Origin of the sequence: Corynebacterium sp. HMSC062E11, from assembly GCF_001811845.1 — a bacterium.
Taxonomy (GTDB): Bacteria; Actinomycetota; Actinomycetes; order Mycobacteriales; family Mycobacteriaceae; genus Corynebacterium; species Corynebacterium hesseae.
On record NZ_KV806791.1, the window covers coordinates 1 to 19750 of the forward strand.

Consider the following 19750-nt stretch of genomic DNA (forward strand, 5'->3'; position numbering starts at 1 on the left):
CCGCTACGCACCCCGAAACCGGAAGAGCCGCTATGGCCTGCACGACCCCTCGCACCTCTCGCGCATCTTCAAGGCGGAGTACCACGAATCACCGAGTGCGTATCGTGCGGCGGCTAGCGGTTAGTCACGCAGCTTGTTGATGACCTCGCGAGCAGTGGAAATTCCGGTTTCAATGGCTCCATCGACAACCACTCCACGCCAACCGGAAGCCCAATCAGCTCCCGCGAAATGCAACGAAGAGGTAGAGATACGGAAGTGGTGCCAACCTTCGGTGAACTGTCCGCGGCGCAGCGTGGCCCAGGCCTGACCGGAGTACTCGTCAGCAACCCAGTCATGTCCGGTAACACCAACAACTTCGAGGTCTGGACGCCACTGGTCAACGACCTTTTGAGCATCCTCAATACTCTCTAAATCGATCTTCTCATGGTCGGAGCCGAAGGCCACACAAATGGTCGTGTCGTCATCTTCGAAGTACTCAGAGCGCAGCACAGACACAACGGCCGGTTGGGGCGCGTAGCCAAAGATATTGTGGTGACCCTTAATCTTGATCCAAGCCTTGAAACCAGTCGAATTCCATTTCTGCTCGACAGTTTTCTGCGCGCCCTCGGGCAGGCCTGGCGTGAACTTAATGTTTCCCAAGGCACCGACCGGGACCGTGACAATCACCGCGTCCGCCGTCTCGGAGGTTCCGTCCGCATAGGTAACCGTTGCGGAGTCATCACCGTGCTCGATTGCGGTCACAGCAGTGTTCAAACGAATCTCGCCGGTCAGGTCCTTCGCAATGTTGCCATAGATACCCCGCATACCATTGACGAGTTTGTACCGCAGCGTTTGCTCGTCCACCAAAGAAAGACGGTGATCACATAAGGCTGCCCACTGCTTAGCCATCAAAGAGGAGCCCTGCTCTGGGTACCCGATGTATCCGGCCGACCAGTATGCATTGCACAGGTCCTTTTCTTCCTGCGTAAAGTCACCGTCTTCCAAAGCATCAAGGACGCCTGCTTCATCAGCAGCCAAGAAGGCATCCTTGAGCTCCTGGGAGGCGCCGAATTTCTCATCCAAAACAAGAAGTGGCTTGTGTGGTTCTGGGAAAAACTCACGAGAGTTCTCAAAGATCTTCTCCATTGGCCGCGCCAGTTTGGCATCCATTTCAGCTTCTGTGCCGGACTTCAGCTCACCACCGGCATACCAATACGCAGTATCCACTACCGGCGAAGCGATAATGTCTTGGCCGTAACGGGTGATTTCGGACCAGACATGAGGCTGATGCCAGTGCACCCAGGTAGCACCAATTTCCAACGGACGTCCGAGCCTATCGTCTGTCCAGGCACGGCCGCCAATACGGTCACGCGCTTCTACGATGTGATAGTCAATTCCAGCGGTTTGCAGCTCACGCGCTGCCGTCAGTCCTGCGAATCCCGCACCAACGACGATTACCTGCTTCTTTTCCATGATTGCCTTTCCTATGATTTAGATTTGGTCAAGATTGTCGTGAAGACTTGCGTAGATGTAGGGCTTTTTGTGCTTTAAATACTCACCCCAAAACAACCCAAGAATTCCGGAAGCGATAATGATCCCGGGCATCACCCACACGAGAGCATCTGGGCCGGTTCCACCGATCATGAGCGGGAAATTCATCAGCACCAGTACGAAGACAGCCACGAGGCCGCACGCTGCAACAAACGGTGCGATGACCCGAGTGAAGAGGTTGTAGCTCTTCTCTTGCTTGTTGAGCCATGCCATGATGGACACGCTCACCACTGCGAGCAGGAAGACTAGGCCAAACGCCGCGGCGTTGGTCAACCACGTAAAGAGCGTGAGGACTGGGAACAGTTCGCCCATCTCGCTGCCATTTCCGGCCAGTGCAAAGCCTCCCACTACGACGAAAGCAATGGAAGTCTGAGTGAGGGACCCGGCTATAGGAGCCCCTTTGGACGATGACATCGCAAACTTCTCGGGAAGGACACGTGAGCGCCCGAGGGAGAAGAAGTATCGCGCTGCGGCGTTATGGAACGCGACAAGGGCAGCAATAAGAGAAGTTACAAACAAGCAGTTCGCTATGTTGGCAGCAATCACTGAATAGTCGCCCAACCACACGAAGACCAGATCGGGACCAAGCTCAGTCGCCTTATCGATGACGACGGACGGCCCTACCCCCTGAGCAAATGCCCACGCCGAAAAAGCGTAGAAGAGGGCGATGGTTCCCACGGCAATATAAGTAGCCTTCGGAACGGTCCGCTCTGGGTCACGAGCTTCTTCCGAATAGATTGCACCAGACTCAAAACCCATAAAGGCAGCAATTCCGAAGGCGAGGAGAACGCCAATACCATCGGTGAAAAACTGATTCGGCCGCATCGTCTCCACAGAGATCCCTTCAGGAGCAACACCAAGGGACAAGAGCGAAACTCCAGCTACGACGATGAATTCAAGGGCTACCAGAACTCCTAGGATCTTGGCCGAGAAGTCAACGTTGCTGACGCCCATGACAGCTACCAAGAGCCAGCCAGCCAAAGCCGCGATCCACCACGAAATGCTCGTGCCAAACCAACTATTGATCAGATTGGCGAGGGAGAAACCGAAGATTCCATACAGACCAACCTGCATCATGTTGTAGGAAACCAGGGCCAGAATTGCGGCTGCGATTCCTTGCCGGTTGCCCAGCCCCTCAGACACATAGGCGTAGAAGGCTCCTGAGTTCTGAATCTTCGAACTCATAATTCCGTACCCAACTGCAAAGAACACGAGGATGATCCCAAGCGCTAAGTAGCTCCAAGGGACCCCTAACAATCCGGATACCGCGAAGTTGGTCGGTACTCCTCCCGCGAGCACAGTAAGAGGTGCCGACGCCGCGATAATCATGAAGACCAGCGACGTTGTTCCTAGGCGCCCGGCGCCCAGGCCGCCCTTTGGTTTGGTGGGAGCCCGGTGCCCGGGCTGTACATTTCGAGCGGGTAGCACTGGTGACTGCGTCGATGTGTCCACGCCAACTCCTCCTTACTAGCTATGTCGGCCCGATAATCCACCGGACGTGTCCGGTGGCTTTCGGTGTATAGCTAGTAATTGTGTCGCACCACACATGCAAATAGTTGTTTGTGTGTGCTCACGATTTGACTATGAGTGCTGTCACATCACACCCTCGCGAATACTATGCATAAAAAGATAATGCTGGCACCTCCTGTAAAGGAGATGCCAGCATTATTAGCAGCGAATTTAATGCACTATTTATGCATTCGCATAAGGGTTAGGCATGGCAATGTACTGCAGCGACGTGTACTCTTCGATGCCCTCGGCACCGCCCTCGCGGCCCATGCCGGACTGCTTGACGCCGCCGAACGGGGCGGCGGCGTTGGAGATGACGCCAGCGTTGAAGCCCATGAGGCCGAACTCGAGGCCGTCGCCAACGCGCCACATACGGTTGGAATCCTCGGTGAACACGTAGGAGGCCAGGCCGTACTCCGTGTCATTCGCAAGCGCGATGGCTTCCTTCTCATCGGAGAAGGTCAGAATCGGAGCGATCGGTCCGAAGATCTCCTCCTGGGCCACGCGGGCATCACGGGAGACATTCGTGAGAACGGTAGGGGAGTAGAAGTAGCCCTTGCCCTCGCCCGGCTTGCCACCGATGAGGACCTTGGCGCCCTTGGCCACGGCGTCGTCGACAAGCGCGGTGATGTTATCCAGTGCCTTCTTCTCGACGAGCGGGCCGCAGGTAACGCCCTCATCGAGGCCGTTGCCCACCTTGAGCTCACCGATGCGCTTGGCGAACTTCTCCGCGAACTCGTCAGCGACGGACTCGTGGACGATGAATCGGTTAGCCGCGGTGCAGGCCTCACCGATGTTGCGCATCTTGGCGCCCATGGCGCCCTCGACGGCCTGGTCGATGTCGGCGTCCTCAAAGACGATGAACGGAGCGTTGCCGCCCAGCTCCATCGAGGTGCGCAGGACGTTGTCGGCGGCTGCCTTAAGCAGAGTCTTGCCCACCGGGGTAGAACCAGTGAAGGAAATCTTGCGCAGGCGGGAATCCGCCATGATCGGCTCGGAGATGGCAGAGGCCGACTTACCGGAGACCACGTTCACCACGCCTGCCGGAACGCCGGCATCAATCATGGTCTGTGCGAAGTACTGGGTGGTCAGCGGCGTCAGCTTGGCCGGCTTCACCACCATGGTGCAGCCAGCGGCGATGGCCGGGGCAATCTTGCGAGTAGCCATAGCCAGCGGGAAGTTCCACGGGGTAATAAGCAGGCACGGGCCCACGGGCTTACGGCGGGTAATCATGCGCAGGGTGCCCTCCGGCGCCGGCAAGGTGCGGCCGTAGTTGCGTACAGCTTCCTCACTAAACCAGCGCAGGTACTCAGCGCCGTAGGTGACCTCACCATAGGACTCCGCCAGCGGCTTGCCCATCTCAAGGGTCATCAGCGCAGCGAACTCATCCTTGCGCTCCTGCACCAGGTCAAAGGCGCGGCGTAGCAAGTCGGAGCGCTCACGCGTCGACGTGCGTGCCCACTCATCCTGCACGGCGCAGGCGGCATCCATAGCCTTCTTCGCGTCCTCAGAAGTAGCGGAAGCAAGGGTGGCAATAACCTCACCGGTTGCCGGGTTTTCTACATCGAAGGTGGAGCCATCGGAGGCGTCCACCCACTCACCGTTAATCAGCAAGCCGGTCGGAACCTTGGCCAGCAGCTCGTCAATATTGACCTTGTTGTTTTCACTCATGGTTCTTTTTTACCCTCCCAAATGGAATTTGTCTGCCAGTTGGCGCGCCGCACCTGAAAGAAGCTGAACATCAGCCCCAACCAGGGCAAATGATGCTCCAGATTCTAAATATTTCTGGGCCTGCTCAAGGTTGAAAGCGTTGACGCCTACCTTCTTTCCGGAAGCGCGGACTGCTTCAAATGTGTGATTGACCGCCTCGAGTACATCCGGATGGGTCTGCTGGCCCAGAAGCCCCATCGAGGCCGCTAGGTCCGAGGGCCCGACGAAGATGTTGTCCACACCTTCGACGGCCACGATGTCTTCCACGTTCTCCACTGCGGTCGCAGACTCGATCTGCACCGTGAGGCTCACCGTGTCCGAAGCGTTGGTGAGGTAGTCCTCCACGCCGTTCCACCGCGAGGAGCGGGCCAGAGCCGAGCCGACGCCGCGTACACCGCGGGGCGGGTAGTGCATAGCCGCGACTGCCGCCTCAGCTTCCTCGGCCGTATCAATCATGGGCACCATGAGGTTTTGTGCGCCCAGGTCCAGGTACTGCTTAATCAACGCCGTGTTGTTCACGGGTACGCGAACCACGCGCGTCAGGCCATAGGCATCGGTGGCGCGCAGCAAGGAGAGGATGGTTTCGAGGCCATAGGGCGAATGCTCACCGTCGATCAGCGTCCAGCTAAAGCCAGCTGAGGCGATGATCTCCGCCGCGGCCTCCGAGCCTGAACAAATCCATGCGCCGACGAGTGGCTCTTCGGCTTTTTCAAGGACATCCGTGAACGTGGGCGGCAATTTTACTGGAATCGGCATGTGATGGACCCCAACTTTCCATAGTCAGCGTGGACGGTATCGCCCGGTTCGACCCACATGGGCTTGGTGAAGGAACCGGCGAGGATGATGTCGCCGGCGGCGAGGCTATCGCCGTGCGCGTGGAGTTTGTTGGCAAGCCATGCCACGCCCATTGCCGGGTGGTTGAGCACGGCAGCCGCCACACCCGTATCTTCGATGGACTCGTTGCGATAGAGCAGCGCGGACACCCAGCGCAGGTCGACGTCCGCGGGATCCACCGGGTTGCCGCCGTAGATCATGGCGCCGAGGGCTGCGTTATCCGAAATGGTGTCGACAATGGTGCGTCCCTCCATCTCGATGCGGGAGGAGAGGATCTCCAGAGCTGGGACGACGTACTCCGTCGCGCGCAGCACGTCGAAAATGCTGCAATTCGGTCCCTTCAGCTCTTCCTTGAGCACGAAGGCCAGCTCGACCTCGATGCGGACGTTGGAGAACTGCGCGTGCTCGATAGTGGAGCCGTTCTCATAGACCTGGTCTTCAAAGATTGCGCCGTAGTCTGGCTCGGTGATTCCCGTGGCCTCCTGCATAACCTTTGAGGTCAGGCCAATTTTGCGGCCCACAAGGCGGCGCCCGCTTTCCTCACCGCGGCGTACCCATTCGCGCTGCACCGCGTAGGAGTCCTCGATGCTCATCTCCGGGAAACGGGCAGTCAGCAGCGGGACCATCGTGCGGTCCTTTTCGGCTTGCGCCAGTTCATCTGCGATAGCGATGTGCTGTTTCTCATCCAGCATGTACTTCGCTCCTTAAGGTGTTGTAGAACGTATTTGTTCTGTTTAACAGGTTTGTTGAACCTGAAGGTTTCACGTGAAACGACAACGCGGCCCCGCGTTATGTGCGCTTGCTTCTCGACGCCACGGGGCCACGTTCATCAACCTGAGTACTTAGGTCGTTTTAGAGCTGGTGTCCCAGCTTGTACTCGCCTTGCTTCCACTCCGGCATCTCCTCCGCATCTTCCTTGCGGGTGTAGGAGAAGCCATCCGCGCCAATGGTGGCCTCCAGCTCGGACTCATCCTCACGGGCAACCAGCGGCACCGGGTTGCCGTCCAAGTCGAGGACGGTGGAGCCATCGCGGTACCAAGAAGGAACAACCGGGGTTCCCCACCAGTCGCGGCGCTGGTTATCGTGGACATCCCAGGTCACGACCGGGTTATCCGGGTCGCCGGTGTAGTAGTCCTGGGTGTAGATCTCTACGCGGTGGCCGTCCGGGTCGCGCAGGTACAGGTAGTACGCATTGGAAACACCGTGGCGGCCCGGGCCGCGCTCAATACGGTCGGACTCGCGCAGCGCACCCAACTTGTCACAAATCGCGATGATGTTGTGCTTCTCGTGGGTAGCAAACGCGATGTGGTGCATACGCGGGCCATCGCCACCGGTCATGGCGGTGTCGTGCACCGTCGGCTTACGGCGCATCCATGCGGCGTAAACAGTTCCCTCCTCATCGCGGATGTCCTCGGTGGTGCGGAAGCCGAGCTCCTCCATGTACTTCACAGCGGAAGGAACGTCCGGGGTGATCTGGTTGAAGTGGTCGAGGCGTACCAGCGCACCAGGGATGTGGGCGTCGTATGCCCAGGCAAGACGCTCGACGTGCTCTACCTCGTAGAAGAACTCGTACGGGAAGCCCAGCGGGTCCTGGACGCGGACGGAATCACCGATGCCCTTGACAAAGCCATCCTTGTTGCGGCGCACCTCACAGCCGCGCGCCTTGTAGAATTCCTCCGCGAGGTCCAGGTCTTCCGGGGAACGGACGCGGAAGGAGAACGCAGCGACGGCAGCGACAGGGCCCTGACGCAGCACGAGGTTGTGGTGGATGAACTCCTCGTAAGTGCGGAGGTAGATTTCGTTCTCGTTCTCCTCGGTGACGACAAGACCGAGGGTGTCAACGTAGAACTTTCGGGATGCAGCGAGATCGGTAACGATGATCTCCATGTAGGCACAACGCAGAATGTCGGGGGCCTGAATGTCAGCCATGATGGCTCCTTAGTTAGCTAGTGGTGGGGGAGTAGAGAGTGGAAGGCTTAGTCCTGCTTGCCAAAGACCGGGTTGTGTACCTTGTCCAGGTTGATGTGAACGGCCTGCTGGTCGGTGTAGAAGTCGATCGAGCGGTAGCCGCCCTCGTGGCCCAGGCCGGAAGCCTTGACGCCGCCGAACGGGGTGCGCAGGTCACGGACATTGTTGGAGTTGAGCCACACCATGCCGGCCTCAACATTCTGAGCGAAGTTGTGGGCGCGCTTCAGATCCGAGGTCCACACATAGGCGGCAAGGCCGTACTTCGTGTTATTTGCCAGATCGAGTGCCTCTTCGTCGGTATCGAACGGGGTGATAGCAACGACGGGGCCGAAAATCTCTTCCTGGAAGATGCGTGCATCCGGCTTGACGTCAACGAAGACGGTCGGCTGAACAAAGTTGCCTTCCTCGAAGCCTTCTGGGCGCTCACCGCCGGCGGCCAGGGTGGCCTCCTGCTTGCCAATCTCGATGTAGGAGGTGACCTTCTCGTAGTGCTCCGGGTGCACCAGAGCACCAACCTCGGTGGTCGGATCGGAGGGCAGGCCCACCTTCACGCGCTTAGCCTGGGCGGCGTAGCGCTCCACGAACTCATCGTAGATATCGCGCTGAACCAGGATTCGGGAGCCGGCGGTGCAACGCTCGCCGTTGAGGGAGAAGACGCCGAAGATGCAGGCATCAATCGCGGTCTCCAGGTCGGCATCGCTGAAGACGATGGCGGGGGACTTGCCGCCCAGCTCCATCGACAGACCCTTGAGGTGCGGGGCCGCATTACCAAAGATGATCTGGCCAGTGCGGGACTCGCCGGTGAAGGAAATCAGCGGGACGTCCGGGTGCTTGACCAGCGGGTCACCGGCATAGCCTTCCTCACCGAAACCGTTGACCAGGTTGAAGACGCCCTTCGGCAGGCCAGCCTCCTCAAAGATTCCTGCCCACAGCTGTGCGGAAAGCGGAGTGAACTCGGCCGGCTTGAGGACGACGGAGTTGCCGGTAGCGATGGCCGGTGCGAGCTTCCAGGACTCCAGCATGAACGGGGTGTTCCACGGGGTGATCAGGCCCGCCACGCCAATCGGCTTGCGGTTGACGTAGTTGATCTGGCGGCCCGGTACCTTGTAGGCGTCGTCAGCCTGGGCGACGATTAGGTCAGCAAAGAAGCGGAAGTTCTCCGCTGCACGCTTAGCCTGGCCGTTGGCCTGGGTGATGGGTAGGCCGGAGTCGAAGGATTCCCACGCGGCAAGCTTGTCCGCGCGGCTCTCGACGATATCCGCAATTTTGTTGAGCACACGGGCGCGCTCACGCGGCAGTGCCTTGGACCATGGGCCGTTCTCGAAGGCCTCCTTCGCAGCAGCGACAGCCTTGTCAATGTCTTCCGGCTTGCCGGAGGCGGCCTTGATGTAGGTCTTATTGGTTACCGGATCCAAGACCTCGAATTCATCACCGTCGATCGACGGGACGAACTCGCCGTTGATGTAGTGAAGGATCTTCTCGGGGAGATCGGTGGGCTTAGCAGCATCGTTGTTGATAGCCATGGGTGATTTCGACTCCTTAGTCATTTTTCTTGCGATAGGTGCTGAGAGTGGTCAGTCGGTGTTGCCTGGCCACTTTTTCTATGTAGGCGGGTTCCGCACCAGCCTCGATGAGGCTGAGCAATTGCTCGTGCTCGCGCGTTGACTCTTGGGCTCTCTCGGGCACGTACCGAAAGGTGGAGACCCGGTGGTATTCCAATTGCTTCCATTGGTCCACCACCAAGTTCTTCAGCCTCTCGTTCGGGCACTTGGAGAAGAGAACGCTATGAAATTCTTTGTTGAGCTGGGTAAATACCTCTGGATCGTGGTGGATATCAAGCTCCCGCATGCGCTGATTAATCTCCCGCGCCTGGGCAATATCCTCTGGGCCAAGATGCGGAGCGGATTGCGCCGTGGCGTTGGCCTCCACGGTGGCAACGATGTCCATGGATTCGTAATAGGCCTCGCGGTTATACGTGGTAACGCTGGCACCGACGTTGCGCTCGTAGGTGACCATTCCTTCCGCCTCAAGCTGGCGAATAGCTTCGCGGACGGGGACCACGCTGATGCCCAGATCATCCGCGATTGCTGCCAGCACAAGACGGTAGCCAGGTTCATACTCGCGAGTACGAATCTTTTCACTTATCCAGTTATAGGCTTTCTGGGACTTGCTCTCCCCAGCTGGTGCCGCGGGTTCCGTCATTGACCACCCGCCTTTCCATCACGGAACGCGATGTAGGCTTCCTTGTTCGCTCCGGTCGGCGGGAAGAGGCCATCCAAGCTGGCGCCCGTCTCCACCTGGGTAGCAACCCACTCATCCTCGTGCTCCTTGGCCAGAGCGGCCTCGGCAACCTCGGCTGCGATGTCGCGGGGAATCACCACGACGCCGTCATCGTCGCCGACGATGATGTCACCGGGAAGGACGGTGGCGTTACCGCAGGAGACGGCGATGTCGCTATCCCACGGAACGTGTTTGCGTCCGAGAACGCAGGGGTGCGCGCCCTGGGTGAAGACGGGAAGGCCAATCTCCTTGACGGCCTCGTAGTCGCGCACGCCGCCATCGGTCACGACGCCGGCAGCACCGCGCACCTTGGCGCGCAGCGCCAGAATGTCACCGAGCGTTCCGGAACCGGATTCCTGGCGAGCCTCGATGACGATGACCTCACCCTCCTTGACCGTGTCGAAGACCTTCTTCTGCTCGTTGAGGCCGCCCCCGTGAGACTTGAACAGATCCTCACGGCCAGCCACGAAGCGCAAGGTGCGGGCGACGCCCACCATCTTGGTTCCCTTGGCTTGCGGGTACACGCCTTCGATCACGGATTGGTTGATTCCGCGCTTGCGCAGCTGAGCGGATAGGCCGGCGGTCGGGGCCTTCTCCAGAGCAGCCTTAAGCTCCGGGTCGAGGCCGCCCTCATCCTTGGGGGGAAGGCCAGCAGATTCGCGGTCACCGTAGGCATCCTCGCGCTGCTTATCGTCAACGTAGGGCAGATTGCCCAGCTGCGGATCGAAGGAGGCGGGGACTTCCTTCACGGTGGTCTTCAGCTTGCCGGAGCTCACGCCTCCTGGAACGTCGACCTCAACCTCCACGACGTCACCAGGCTCGATAACGGAAGATCCAGCAGGGGTGCCGGTGAGGATGATGTCACCGGTCTCCAGTGTCATGTGCTGGGAAAGGTCGGCAACAAACTGGGCGAGAGGGAAGATGAGGTCTTCATCGGACGAGGTTCCCTCCTGAACAACCTCGCCATTGACCCACGTGCGCAGGCGCAGGCCCTTGGGGTCGATCTCCTGGGCGTCGATAAGCTCCGGCCCAATGGGGGTGTACCCATCGCGCGACTTGGAACGGGTGTTGGAGCCCTTGTCCTGAACCTTGTAGTCATACAGGCCAATGTCGTTCGAGGCGGTCACGTAGGCAACGTGCTTCCACGCATCCTCGAGGGATACGTTGCGGGCCGGAGTGCCGATGATGAGTGCGATTTCGCCTTCGAAGGCCAACAGTTCGGTTCCTTCGGGGCGCTCGACTACCCCGTCCGACTCAGCCAGCGTGCTCGTCGCCTTGAGGAAGTAACTCGGGGTCTTGGGCCAGCGACCGCGCTGTGCCGCGCGGGACTCAAAGGCCACATGGACAGCGATCATTTTGCCCGGTTTAACCGGCAAGAACTCAGGTACAGCCATGAAGAATCCTTAATTGTGAACAAATCCTTGCCCAGATCGTATATTATCCTTGGCACCACCGCAAGTGGTTCAACTCACACGTTTTTCCGTATATGGCACACCCCATGCCGAAAGGAATCTCACTATGTCGCACGCAACTGTCACGCCGACAATTTCGACGGCCGAACGCCGCCGCGTCGTCGCCGCGACGACCATCGGTACCGCCATCGAGTGGTACGACTACTTCCTCTATGCAGCAGTGGCCGGACTCGTGTTCAACCACCTCATGTTCGGTCCGCTCGAAGGCGGCCTGGCCACCATCATCTCCTTCCTGACCGTTGGCTTGTCCTTCCTGTTCCGCCCGGTCGGCGCCTTCCTGGCCGGGCACTTTGCCGACCGCTTCGGACGCCGCGTGGTCCTCATGGTCACGCTCATCGCCATGGGCGGCGCAACCACCCTGATTGGCGTTCTGCCAACCTATGAAACCGCCGGCATCTGGGCGCCGATTCTCCTCATCACCTTGCGCATCATCCAGGGCATCTCTGCTGGTGGCGAATGGGGCTCCGCGGTGCTCATGGCAGTGGAACACGCCCCGACTGACAAGCGCGGCCTCTACGGCGCAGGCCCCCAGATCGGCGTGCCCGCCGGCCTGCTGCTCTCCTCCGGCGTGGTGTCCATCATGAACACCATCGCGCCTGGCGACGCCTTCATGGACTGGGGCTGGCGCGTTCCCTTCCTCCTCTCCTTCGTCCTCGTCTTGGTGGGCTACCTCATCCGCATGGGCGTCGACGAGTCCCCGGTGTTCGCGGAGATTGCGGAACGCGAAGAGGAAGAAGCCACCAACCCCATTGGCACGCTGTTTAAGAAGTTCACCCCGCTCGTCCTGGTCGCCGCGCTCGTCTTCGCAGGTAACGGCACCGTCGGGTACATGACTACGGGCGGCTACATCCAGCGCTACGCCACCGACCCCGAGGGCCCCGTCGCACTCGACCGCGGTGATGTCCTCAACGCCGTGACCGTGTCTGCCTTCTCTTGGGCCTTGACCACCTTGTTCGCCGGTTTTGTCTCGGATTACATCGGCCGCCGAAATACCTACCTCCTGGGATTCATCTTGCAGGGCATCGGCGCTGCCGCCCTCTTCCCGCTGGTCAATACCGGAAGCCTAGGCCTCCTCTACGGCGCACTCCTCTTCCTCACCGTGGGTCTGGGCCTGACCTACGGCGCGCAATCCGCGATGTACGCAGAACTATTCCCCGCCTCGATTCGCGCCACGGGTGTGTCCATCACCTATGCCCTCGGCTCGGTCCTGGGCGGCGCCTTCGCCCCCATGATTGCCGCTTCGCTCGTCGAGGCAACAGGTACCACTTTTGCGGTGTCGGGCTACCTCGTATCTGCTTCGATCGTCGGCTTCATCTGCACCTTCATCCTGCGTGAGCGCAAGGGAATCGCGCTCGGCGCGGAACACGAGGCCGAGCAATCCCGAGGACACTTCATTTTCAGCCCGCGCTAGACGACGCCCCTCCACATGAGCCCTCACAGTTTCGCAAGGGCCATTGTGCGAGGCGGGCATATCATATATGATTCCCTTCTAAGACCCAGCTCACATCTCAGAGACGCCTTGAACTGAGTCACCACCCACAAGAGCAAAGATCACATGGCAGTAGGGGAGTGGCCGCTACCCCCACCACCCCTTCGTTCTCGTTCATTACAACCGCTGACTAAGGAGTCCACAGTGCAGTTCCACCACAATGGCTACGTTTCGGAAGACCCCCGCGTGCACGAGCCCGCCGGGTACGGCGTCGATCGCGCTTCTGAACTTCCAGATGAAATGGACGTTCTCATTGTGGGCTCCGGGCCCGCAGGCATGATCGCTGCGGCACAGCTCGCGATGTTTCCCAACGTCAATACGCGCATCATTGAGCGTCGCCCGCATCGCCTTGAGCTCGGACAAGCTGATGGCATCCAGTCCCGCTCTGTAGAGACCTTCCAGGCCTTTGGCTTTGCTAAGGAAATCACGGAAGAGGCCTATGAAATTACGGAGATGGCCTTCTGGAACCCGGATCCGAATGATCGCTCCAAGATTGTCCGCGGTGCCTGCCCTGTTGATGACGAACAAGGAATCTCCGAATTCCCGCACCTCATTGTCAACCAGGCCCGTGTGTTGGACTACTTCGCCCGCTATGCACACCGCGCGCCCGGCCGCATCACCCCGGACTATGGCTGGAATTTTGTCTCCCTAGAGGTAGGGGAGGGCGAATACCCGGTGACGGTGCACCTCGAGGACGTCGACGGCAACCCGCGCGACGTTCGCGCTAAGTACGTCGTCGGTTGCGATGGCGCTAAGTCACGCGTCCGCAAGTCCATCGGCCGCTCGCTCAAGGGCGACCAGGCTAACCACGCGTGGGGTGTCATGGACGTTGTCGTTGACACCGATTTCCCGGACTGGCGCACCAAGTGCGCCATCCACTCCCAGGCCGGTTCTATCCTCCACATCCCGCGCGAGGGCGGCTACCTCTGCCGCGTGTACGTCGATCTCGGCGTGGTGCCAGAGGATGACAACCACAAGGTCCGCAACACGCCGATTGAGAAGATCATCGAGAAGGCGAACGAGATTTACGCCCCCTATTTCGTCGACGTCAAGATGGTGGCGTGGCATTCCGTCTACGAGGTGGGCCACCGCCTTGTCGACGCCTTCGACGATAACGACGACGACCCACGCGTCTTCCTCACCGGCGACGCCTGCCATACCCACTCGGCAAAGGCGGGACAGGGCATGAACGTCTCCATGCAGGATGGCTTCAACATTGGATGGAAGCTCGGCCACGTCCTCGACGGCCGCGCGCCGAAGGAGCTTCTCAGCACGTACCACGGTGAGCGCCAGCCGGCCGCCCAGAACCTCATCAACTTCGACCGCGAGTGGTCGACCCTCATGGCCACCCCGACGGAAGAGCTCGATGATCCGGAGGCAGTGGAGAAGTACTACGTCGCCGCGGAGGAGTTCGCCGCCGGCATGATGACGCAATACGAGGAAAACCTTATCGTCGGCACTATCCAGCACCAAGACCTTGCTACCGGCTTCCCGGTGGGCAAGCGCTTCAAGTCCTTTGAGGTCCTGCGCCGCTGCGACGCCTACCCTCAGCACCTGGGCCACCAGCACACCGCAGATGGCCGCTACCGCATCTACGCCTTCGCCGATGCCCCCAAGGCCGGCGAGGACTCCACGCTGAGCCAGTGGGCCGAGAAGGTCGGGCCCATCCTGGCCAAGTTCACCCCCGAAGGGGCTGACGAGAATACCTACTTCGATGTGAAGGCCATCTACCAGCAGACGAACCACCACGACTACGAGATTCTCGACGCCCCTCTTCTCTTCCGCCCCCGCAACGGCAAGTTCAATGTTCCGAATTGGGAGAACGTCTTCAACGCACTCCCCGGGGACAAGGACATCTTTGAAGGCCGCGGCATTTCCCGTTACGGAGCCGTCGTCATCGTTCGCCCGGACCAGTACGTCGGTGCCGTCCTCCCACTCGATGATCCATCAGCGGTCGAGGACTACTTCTCCTCCGCGCTCATCAAGCTCAAGTAGTTCCGCTCTCAAGCTCACGTAGCTTCACACGTGTCAGGGCCCGGCATCGTGCCGGGCCCTTTTTGCCGCCTTGCCGAAACCGCCCTCATGGACACAGGGGGTTGGGACCGCCAAGTACAGCACCTAGGTTTCACGTGAAACACTCACGCATCGGTCCCTTCAGCTCGTCCATCCGCTCACCACGGGGGTACCCGCCAGTGCATTATCTGTACGGCGGAAGGTATCGGTGTTAGAGTCAGTGATATGAAGAACACAGTTAACCTTTGGTGGTGGCGCGCGTAACCCGCGGGCCTCGTTGTTCTCCCATATTTAAGGCCCGCAGCTGCGGGCTTTTCGGCGTTTTGCTCTCTTGCGAAGCTCGCGGCAGCACACAAAACCGTTAAAGAAAGACAGAATATGCCGTACACAGCCACACGCGAGGTCAGGTACACATCCGACGCCAGCGCACTCTTTTATGCCCTCGCCACCCCACAGAACTCCCTGCTCTTAGAGTCCGCGGACATCGAGTCCAAGAAAAACCTCACGTGCATCGCCATCACCAAGGCCGCACTCAAGGTGGTGTGCCGGGGCCAGGAGGCCACCGCCACCGCGTTGACACCATCGGGTCACCTTCTTATCGACGAACTCCGCGCGGACTTCCAATCACGGATCATCCACAGCTCAGAAGGCAGCGTCACCTTCCGCTTCGCTCTCCCCACCGAGCACGACGAGCGCGCCCGCCTCCGCGCCACCTCCACCGCCGATATTCTGCGCACGTTGCAGTTCAGCCAGCTCTACTCCGGCGAGTCCCTCCCGTTCCTTGGTGGCGGATTCGCCTTCGACTACGTCGCGACGTTCGAAGAACTGCCACCGGTACCGGACGGCCCAAACGCGTATCCGGATTATGAGTTTCTCGTCGGCGAGCATGTCCTCACGGTGGACCACCTCACCAAGAGAGCAAAGATTGAGGGGTGGGGCGTCGACAAGCGCGCGCTCGAAGGGGAGCTCGACCGTGCCGCTGCCACCGAGCCCGTCACCCCAGAATCCCCGGCACCGCGCGAGACCATCAGCGCACGCGCCAGCATCGATGACGCTGCTTTCCGCCGCCACGTCGAGTGCCTCCAGGGCAACGTCCATGCCGGCGATATCTATCAGGTCGTTCCTTCCCGCGCCTTCAGCCTCGACTGCCCCGATGCCTTCGCTGCCTACCGCACGCTGCGCGAGACCAACCCCTCGCCGTACATGTTCTACCTGCGCGGGGAGGAACACGAGCTTTTTGGTGCATCCCCTGAGTCCAACCTGAAGTACACGGCCTCTGACCGAAAGGTTCAGCTCTACCCGGTTGCCGGCACTCGGCCGCGCGGTGCCACTCACGAGCTGGATATCCGCAATGAACTGGAGATGCGCACCGACTCCAAAGAAGTCTCGGAGCACATCATGCTCGTGGACTTAGCCCGCAACGACCTCGCTCGCGTCGCCGTCCCCGGCACCCGAAAGGTCGCCGACCTGCTCCAGGTGGACCGCTACTCTCGCGTCATGCACCTGGTTTCCCGGGTCGTCGCCACGCTGCACGAGGATTTCGACGCCCTCGACGCCTACCGAGCCTGCATGAATATGGGCACGCTCACCGGCGCTCCGAAGCTGCGCGCCATGGAGCTCATCCGCGAAACCGAAGGTACTCGCCGCGGCTCCTTCGGCGGCGCAATCGGCTACCTGCGCGGCGATGGCTCGATGGATAACTGCATCGTCATCCGCTCCGCCTACGTCAAGGATGGCACAGCCGTCGTCCAGGCCGGCGCGGGCGTCGTGCGCGATTCCGTCCCACAATCCGAGGCCGATGAAACGGTCCACAAGGCCTACGCGGTGCTCAGCGCCATTGCCCAGGCACACAACGCATCTCTGGAGGTCATCCGATGAATCCACACGTCGTCCTCATCGATAACCACGATTCCTTCGTCTACAACCTCGTCGACGCCCTCGCCGGCTATAACACCACCGTCTTCCGCAACACCGTGCCCGTGGAGGAGGTCCTCGCCGCCCAGCCCGATATCATCATCCTCTCGCCCGGCCCGGGTCATCCCCGCGACGCCGGATCGATGATGCAGCTTATCGACGCCTCCCTCGGCCGCATCCCCATCCTCGGTATCTGCTTGGGCTTCCAGGCACTCCTTGATCACTTCGGCGGTACCGTCGAGCCCTGCGGCCCAGTCCACGGTTCTTCCGTACCCATGACGCTGACCGACGCCGGCGCCAGCCACCCTCTCTTTCAGGGTCTCACCACCGATTCCGAGCCCGATAACCCGAACTATGTTGGCCGCCTCGTCCCCGTTGCGCGTTACCACTCCTTAGGCTGCGCGAACGTTCCCGCCCAAATGCGCAGTCTCGCCGAGACCAAGACCGCCATTGGTTCCGTCACCATGGCCGCAGAAACACTCGACGGCACGGCTCTCGGCCTCCAGTTCCACCCAGAATCACTTCTCACGCCGACGGGACCGATCATGATCGAGCGGTGTATTAATCAACTTTCTGTTTACCCCACCATTGAAGGATCCAAGTAATGACTGATAATAAGGCATTGACGACATTGCAAGCCTTCCTCGACATCCAGGAGCCGACCCTGGAGCAAGCCATCGAGGTCTTCACCCCACTGACGGTAGGGGAGTATGACGATATCCATATCGCCGCTCTCCTGACCCAAATCCGCACCCGCGGAGAGACCTTCGCTGATGTCGCCGGCGCGGCACGCGCTTTCATCAAGGCCGGCCGGCCATTCCCTGTCACCGGCAAGGGGCTCATGGACACCGCAGGAACCGGCGGCGATGGCGCTAACACCATCAACGTCACGACCGGCGCTTCCCTCGTCGCCTCCGCGGGCGGAGTCAAGATGGTCAAGCACGGCAACCGCTCTGTCTCCTCCAAGTCTGGCTCAGCCGACGTCCTGGAAGCCCTCGGCATCCCGCTTGATCTCGACCCAGACCGCGCAGTCCGCCAGCTCGAGGCATCCAATTTCACCTTCCTCTTTGCGCCGGCCTACAACCCGGCCGTCGCCCACGTGCAACCGGTGCGCAAGGGCCTCGGCGTCTCCACTCTCTTCAACACCATGGGCCCGCTCCTGAGCCCCGGCCGCCCGGAGTTCCAAATCATGGGCATAGCCAACCCCGAGCAAGGCCAGCTCATCGCTGAGGTCTTCAAGGACCTCGGCCGCACCCGCGCGCTCGTGGTCCACGGTGCTGGCACCGATGAGATTGCCGTTCACGGCACCACCCAGGTCTGGGAGCTTCGCGACGGCACCATTAGCCACTACGAGCTCACCCCCGAAGACCTCGGCATTTCCCGCCACGAGTTGACCGACCTTGCCGGCGGCAACGGGGAAGAAAACGCGAAGGCCCTCCGGGCGGTTTTTGCCGGTACGGGCAAGCCGGCCCATCACGACGCGATCGTCGCCACCGCCGGCGCCATGTTCTATCTCAACGGCACAACCGACACCATCCAAGACGGCGTCGCGCACGCCAACCAACTCATCCAGGACGGCACCGTGGCCGCATGGCTGAAGAAGCACGAGGAGGCGAACTATGGCTCTGCCGACCGTGCTTGAGGGGATCGTCGCCAAGCGCCGCACGCACCTACCAGCCATCCGTGAGCGCCTCGCCCACGTGGACCTCACGACTCTCCCGCGCTCTGAGCGTTCCTTCTACGACGCGCTCAACGGGACCAACCGTTTCATCATGGAATGCAAGTCCGCGTCCCCGTCGCTCGGCCTCATCCGTGAGCATTATGAACCGGGAGCCATCGCCCGCGTGTATTCGCGCTACGCCTCGGCCATCTCTGTCCTCTGTGAACCGGACCGTTTCGGTGGTGACTATGACCATTTGCAAACCGTGGCGCTGTCCACGCACCTGCCGGTCTTGTGCAAAGACTTCATTATCGATCCGATCCAGGTGTATGCCGCGCGTTACTTTGGCGCCGACGCCATTTTGCTCATGATGTCCAGCGTCGATGATGAGACTTATGCAGAGCTCAAACATCTAGCAGATTCCCTTGGGCTCGACGTGCTCACTGAGGCGATCACTGTGGACGAGGTTGACCGCGCCACTGCCTTTGGCGTGGACGTCATTGGCATTAACAACCGCAACCTTCACGACCTCAGCATCGATCTCACCCGGTCCGAGCGCCTGTCTCGCTTTGTACCCTCCGGCAAAGTTGTGGTTTCGGAATCCGGCATCCGCAACAACCAGACTGTGCGCCGCCTTGGGTCTCATGCCAACGCATTCCTTGTCGGCTCCCAACTCACGGGTACGCCTGATATCGATCGTGCTGCACGCGAGCTTGTCTATGGTCACAATAAGGTCTGCGGACTCACGGCGTGGTCTGCAGCTCAGGCCGCCCGCGCCGCCGGCGCAGTCTACGGCGGGCTTATCTTCGAAGAGGCATCGCCCCGCAATGTTTCACGTGAAACCGCGCTCGATATCATCGCCCACGAACCTGATCTCAGCTACGTCGCGGTCTCTCGCCGCACCACTGGCTGGGAAGAGCTCGCTTTCGACGGCATTGCCGCCCTCCAGATCCATGCCCCTTACCAAGGGAGCACGGACGCCGAACTCGAGCTCATCTCCGCCGTCCGCGCGGTAGCGGGGGAGCGGCAGGTATGGCGCGCCATCGATATGACAGCGCCGCACGGCCCGGAGCTCGCCTCTGCGCTTGCCGACGCCTCCGACATGCTCATCCTCGATGCTGGCGCCGGCGGCACGGGCAACTCCTTCGATTGGTCAACAATTCCCGACAACGTCAAAGAAAAGGCACTTCTCGCGGGTGGCCTTAAACCCGACAACCTTCACGATGCGCTACGCGTTGGCACAGCCGGACTGGACATCAACTCCGGCGTGGAAGTTAACGGCAGGAAGGACACCGCCCTCATCGCGACGGCCTTCAACACCATTCGTCACTTTACGTATTAACCCTTAACCCAAACCTACCCAAAAGGAAC

Annotated in this window: 16 protein-coding genes; 7 read left to right on the forward strand and 9 right to left on the reverse strand. The window is 60.3% G+C overall.

Annotated features, from left to right (window positions below):
• The first annotated feature begins 37 nt into the window (after positions 1-37).
• Positions 38-124: a helix-turn-helix domain-containing protein gene (locus tag HMPREF2822_RS13165; RefSeq protein WP_232755601.1), complete on the forward strand. Its 87-nt coding sequence runs from the start codon at positions 38-40 to the stop codon at positions 122-124.
• Here HMPREF2822_RS13165 and HMPREF2822_RS05085 read toward each other — a convergent pair.
• From HMPREF2822_RS05085 to HMPREF2822_RS05125, 9 genes are all read right to left on the reverse strand, one after another.
• Positions 121-1452 carry an NAD(P)/FAD-dependent oxidoreductase gene (locus tag HMPREF2822_RS05085; protein ID WP_070521813.1) on the reverse strand — a complete coding sequence of 444 codons (1332 nt, stop codon included), beginning with the start codon at positions 1450-1452 and terminating at the stop codon, positions 121-123. The two genes, HMPREF2822_RS13165 and HMPREF2822_RS05085, sit on opposite strands and share 4 nt — an antisense overlap.
• 18 nt (positions 1453-1470) lie before the next feature.
• Positions 1471-2982, reverse strand: coding sequence for an APC family permease (locus HMPREF2822_RS05090; RefSeq protein WP_070521816.1), 1512 nt, complete (start codon positions 2980-2982; stop codon positions 1471-1473).
• A gap of 240 nt (positions 2983-3222) precedes the next feature.
• A complete protein-coding gene (locus HMPREF2822_RS05095; RefSeq protein WP_070521819.1) occupies positions 3223-4710 on the reverse strand; it encodes an NAD-dependent succinate-semialdehyde dehydrogenase in 1488 nt (495 codons plus the stop codon).
• Positions 4711-4719: 9 nt separating this feature from the next.
• The gene (locus HMPREF2822_RS05100) at positions 4720-5505 is read right to left on the reverse strand and encodes an HpcH/HpaI aldolase family protein (RefSeq protein ID WP_070521822.1); all 786 of its coding nucleotides are present in this window, start codon (positions 5503-5505) and stop codon (positions 4720-4722) included.
• Positions 5490-6275: a 2-oxo-hept-4-ene-1,7-dioate hydratase gene (hpaH, locus tag HMPREF2822_RS05105; protein WP_070521825.1), complete on the reverse strand. Its 786-nt coding sequence runs from the start codon at positions 6273-6275 to the stop codon at positions 5490-5492. The genes HMPREF2822_RS05100 and hpaH overlap by 16 nt, the downstream gene beginning before the upstream one ends.
• A 160-nt stretch (positions 6276-6435) precedes the next feature.
• The gene (gene hpaD, locus HMPREF2822_RS05110) at positions 6436-7512 is read right to left on the reverse strand and encodes a 3,4-dihydroxyphenylacetate 2,3-dioxygenase (protein ID WP_070521828.1); all 1077 of its coding nucleotides are present in this window, start codon (positions 7510-7512) and stop codon (positions 6436-6438) included.
• A gap of 47 nt (positions 7513-7559) precedes the next feature.
• Entirely contained in the window at positions 7560-9074 is a 1515-nt protein-coding gene (gene hpaE / locus HMPREF2822_RS05115) for a 5-carboxymethyl-2-hydroxymuconate semialdehyde dehydrogenase (RefSeq protein WP_070521831.1), read from the reverse strand.
• Positions 9075-9090: 16 nt separating this feature from the next.
• Positions 9091-9753: a GntR family transcriptional regulator gene (locus tag HMPREF2822_RS05120; RefSeq protein ID WP_070521834.1), complete on the reverse strand. Its 663-nt coding sequence runs from the start codon at positions 9751-9753 to the stop codon at positions 9091-9093.
• Positions 9750-11225, reverse strand: a complete 1476-nt coding sequence (locus HMPREF2822_RS05125) for a fumarylacetoacetate hydrolase family protein (RefSeq protein WP_070521837.1) — start codon at positions 11223-11225, stop codon at positions 9750-9752. The genes HMPREF2822_RS05120 and HMPREF2822_RS05125 overlap by 4 nt, the downstream gene beginning before the upstream one ends.
• A 124-nt stretch (positions 11226-11349) precedes the next feature.
• Between HMPREF2822_RS05125 and HMPREF2822_RS05130 the strand changes: the two genes are divergently transcribed.
• The 6 genes from HMPREF2822_RS05130 (at position 11350) to trpCF (ending at position 19721) form a co-directional block, all read left to right on the forward strand.
• Complete coding sequence (locus HMPREF2822_RS05130; RefSeq protein WP_070521840.1) at positions 11350-12714, forward strand: MFS transporter; 1365 nt, start codon at positions 11350-11352, stop codon at positions 12712-12714.
• A gap of 222 nt (positions 12715-12936) precedes the next feature.
• On the forward strand, positions 12937-14787 hold the full coding sequence (locus tag HMPREF2822_RS05135) for an FAD-binding monooxygenase (protein WP_070521843.1): 1851 nt from the start codon (positions 12937-12939) through the stop codon (positions 14785-14787).
• Positions 14788-15183: 396 nt separating this feature from the next.
• Positions 15184-16683: an anthranilate synthase component 1 gene (locus HMPREF2822_RS05140; protein ID WP_070521846.1), complete on the forward strand. Its 1500-nt coding sequence runs from the start codon at positions 15184-15186 to the stop codon at positions 16681-16683.
• Positions 16680-17324, forward strand: a complete 645-nt coding sequence (locus HMPREF2822_RS05145) for an anthranilate synthase component II (RefSeq protein WP_070521849.1) — start codon at positions 16680-16682, stop codon at positions 17322-17324. Before HMPREF2822_RS05140 ends, HMPREF2822_RS05145 begins: the two co-directional genes overlap by 4 nt.
• Positions 17324-18361 carry an anthranilate phosphoribosyltransferase gene (gene trpD / locus HMPREF2822_RS05150; RefSeq protein ID WP_070521852.1) on the forward strand — a complete coding sequence of 346 codons (1038 nt, stop codon included), beginning with the start codon at positions 17324-17326 and terminating at the stop codon, positions 18359-18361. The genes HMPREF2822_RS05145 and trpD overlap by 1 nt, the downstream gene beginning before the upstream one ends.
• Positions 18339-19721: a bifunctional indole-3-glycerol-phosphate synthase TrpC/phosphoribosylanthranilate isomerase TrpF gene (gene trpCF, locus HMPREF2822_RS05155; RefSeq protein WP_070521855.1), complete on the forward strand. Its 1383-nt coding sequence runs from the start codon at positions 18339-18341 to the stop codon at positions 19719-19721. Before trpD ends, trpCF begins: the two co-directional genes overlap by 23 nt.
• Positions 19722-19750 lie beyond the last annotated feature (29 nt).

Bases quoted from the DNA above. Each gene is read 5' to 3' on its own strand.
- trpD (WP_070521852.1), top strand. From the start codon at position 17,324: ATGACTGATAATAAGGCATTGACGACATTGCAAGCCTTCCTCGACATC.
- HMPREF2822_RS05130 (WP_070521840.1), top strand. From the start codon at position 11,350: ATGTCGCACGCAACTGTCACGCCGACAATTTCGACGGCCGAACGCCGC.
- trpCF (WP_070521855.1), top strand. From the start codon at position 18,339: ATGGCTCTGCCGACCGTGCTTGAGGGGATCGTCGCCAAGCGCCGCACG.
- HMPREF2822_RS05085 (WP_070521813.1), bottom strand. From the start codon at position 1,452: ATGGAAAAGAAGCAGGTAATCGTCGTTGGTGCGGGATTCGCAGGACTG.
- HMPREF2822_RS05125 (WP_070521837.1), bottom strand. From the start codon at position 11,225: ATGGCTGTACCTGAGTTCTTGCCGGTTAAACCGGGCAAAATGATCGCT.
- HMPREF2822_RS05120 (WP_070521834.1), bottom strand. From the start codon at position 9,753: ATGACGGAACCCGCGGCACCAGCTGGGGAGAGCAAGTCCCAGAAAGCC.
- HMPREF2822_RS05100 (WP_070521822.1), bottom strand. From the start codon at position 5,505: ATGCCGATTCCAGTAAAATTGCCGCCCACGTTCACGGATGTCCTTGAA.
- HMPREF2822_RS05145 (WP_070521849.1), top strand. From the start codon at position 16,680: ATGAATCCACACGTCGTCCTCATCGATAACCACGATTCCTTCGTCTAC.
- hpaH (WP_070521825.1), bottom strand. From the start codon at position 6,275: ATGCTGGATGAGAAACAGCACATCGCTATCGCAGATGAACTGGCGCAA.
- HMPREF2822_RS05140 (WP_070521846.1), top strand. From the start codon at position 15,184: ATGCCGTACACAGCCACACGCGAGGTCAGGTACACATCCGACGCCAGC.
- hpaE (WP_070521831.1), bottom strand. From the start codon at position 9,074: ATGGCTATCAACAACGATGCTGCTAAGCCCACCGATCTCCCCGAGAAG.
- HMPREF2822_RS05095 (WP_070521819.1), bottom strand. From the start codon at position 4,710: ATGAGTGAAAACAACAAGGTCAATATTGACGAGCTGCTGGCCAAGGTT.
- hpaD (WP_070521828.1), bottom strand. From the start codon at position 7,512: ATGGCTGACATTCAGGCCCCCGACATTCTGCGTTGTGCCTACATGGAG.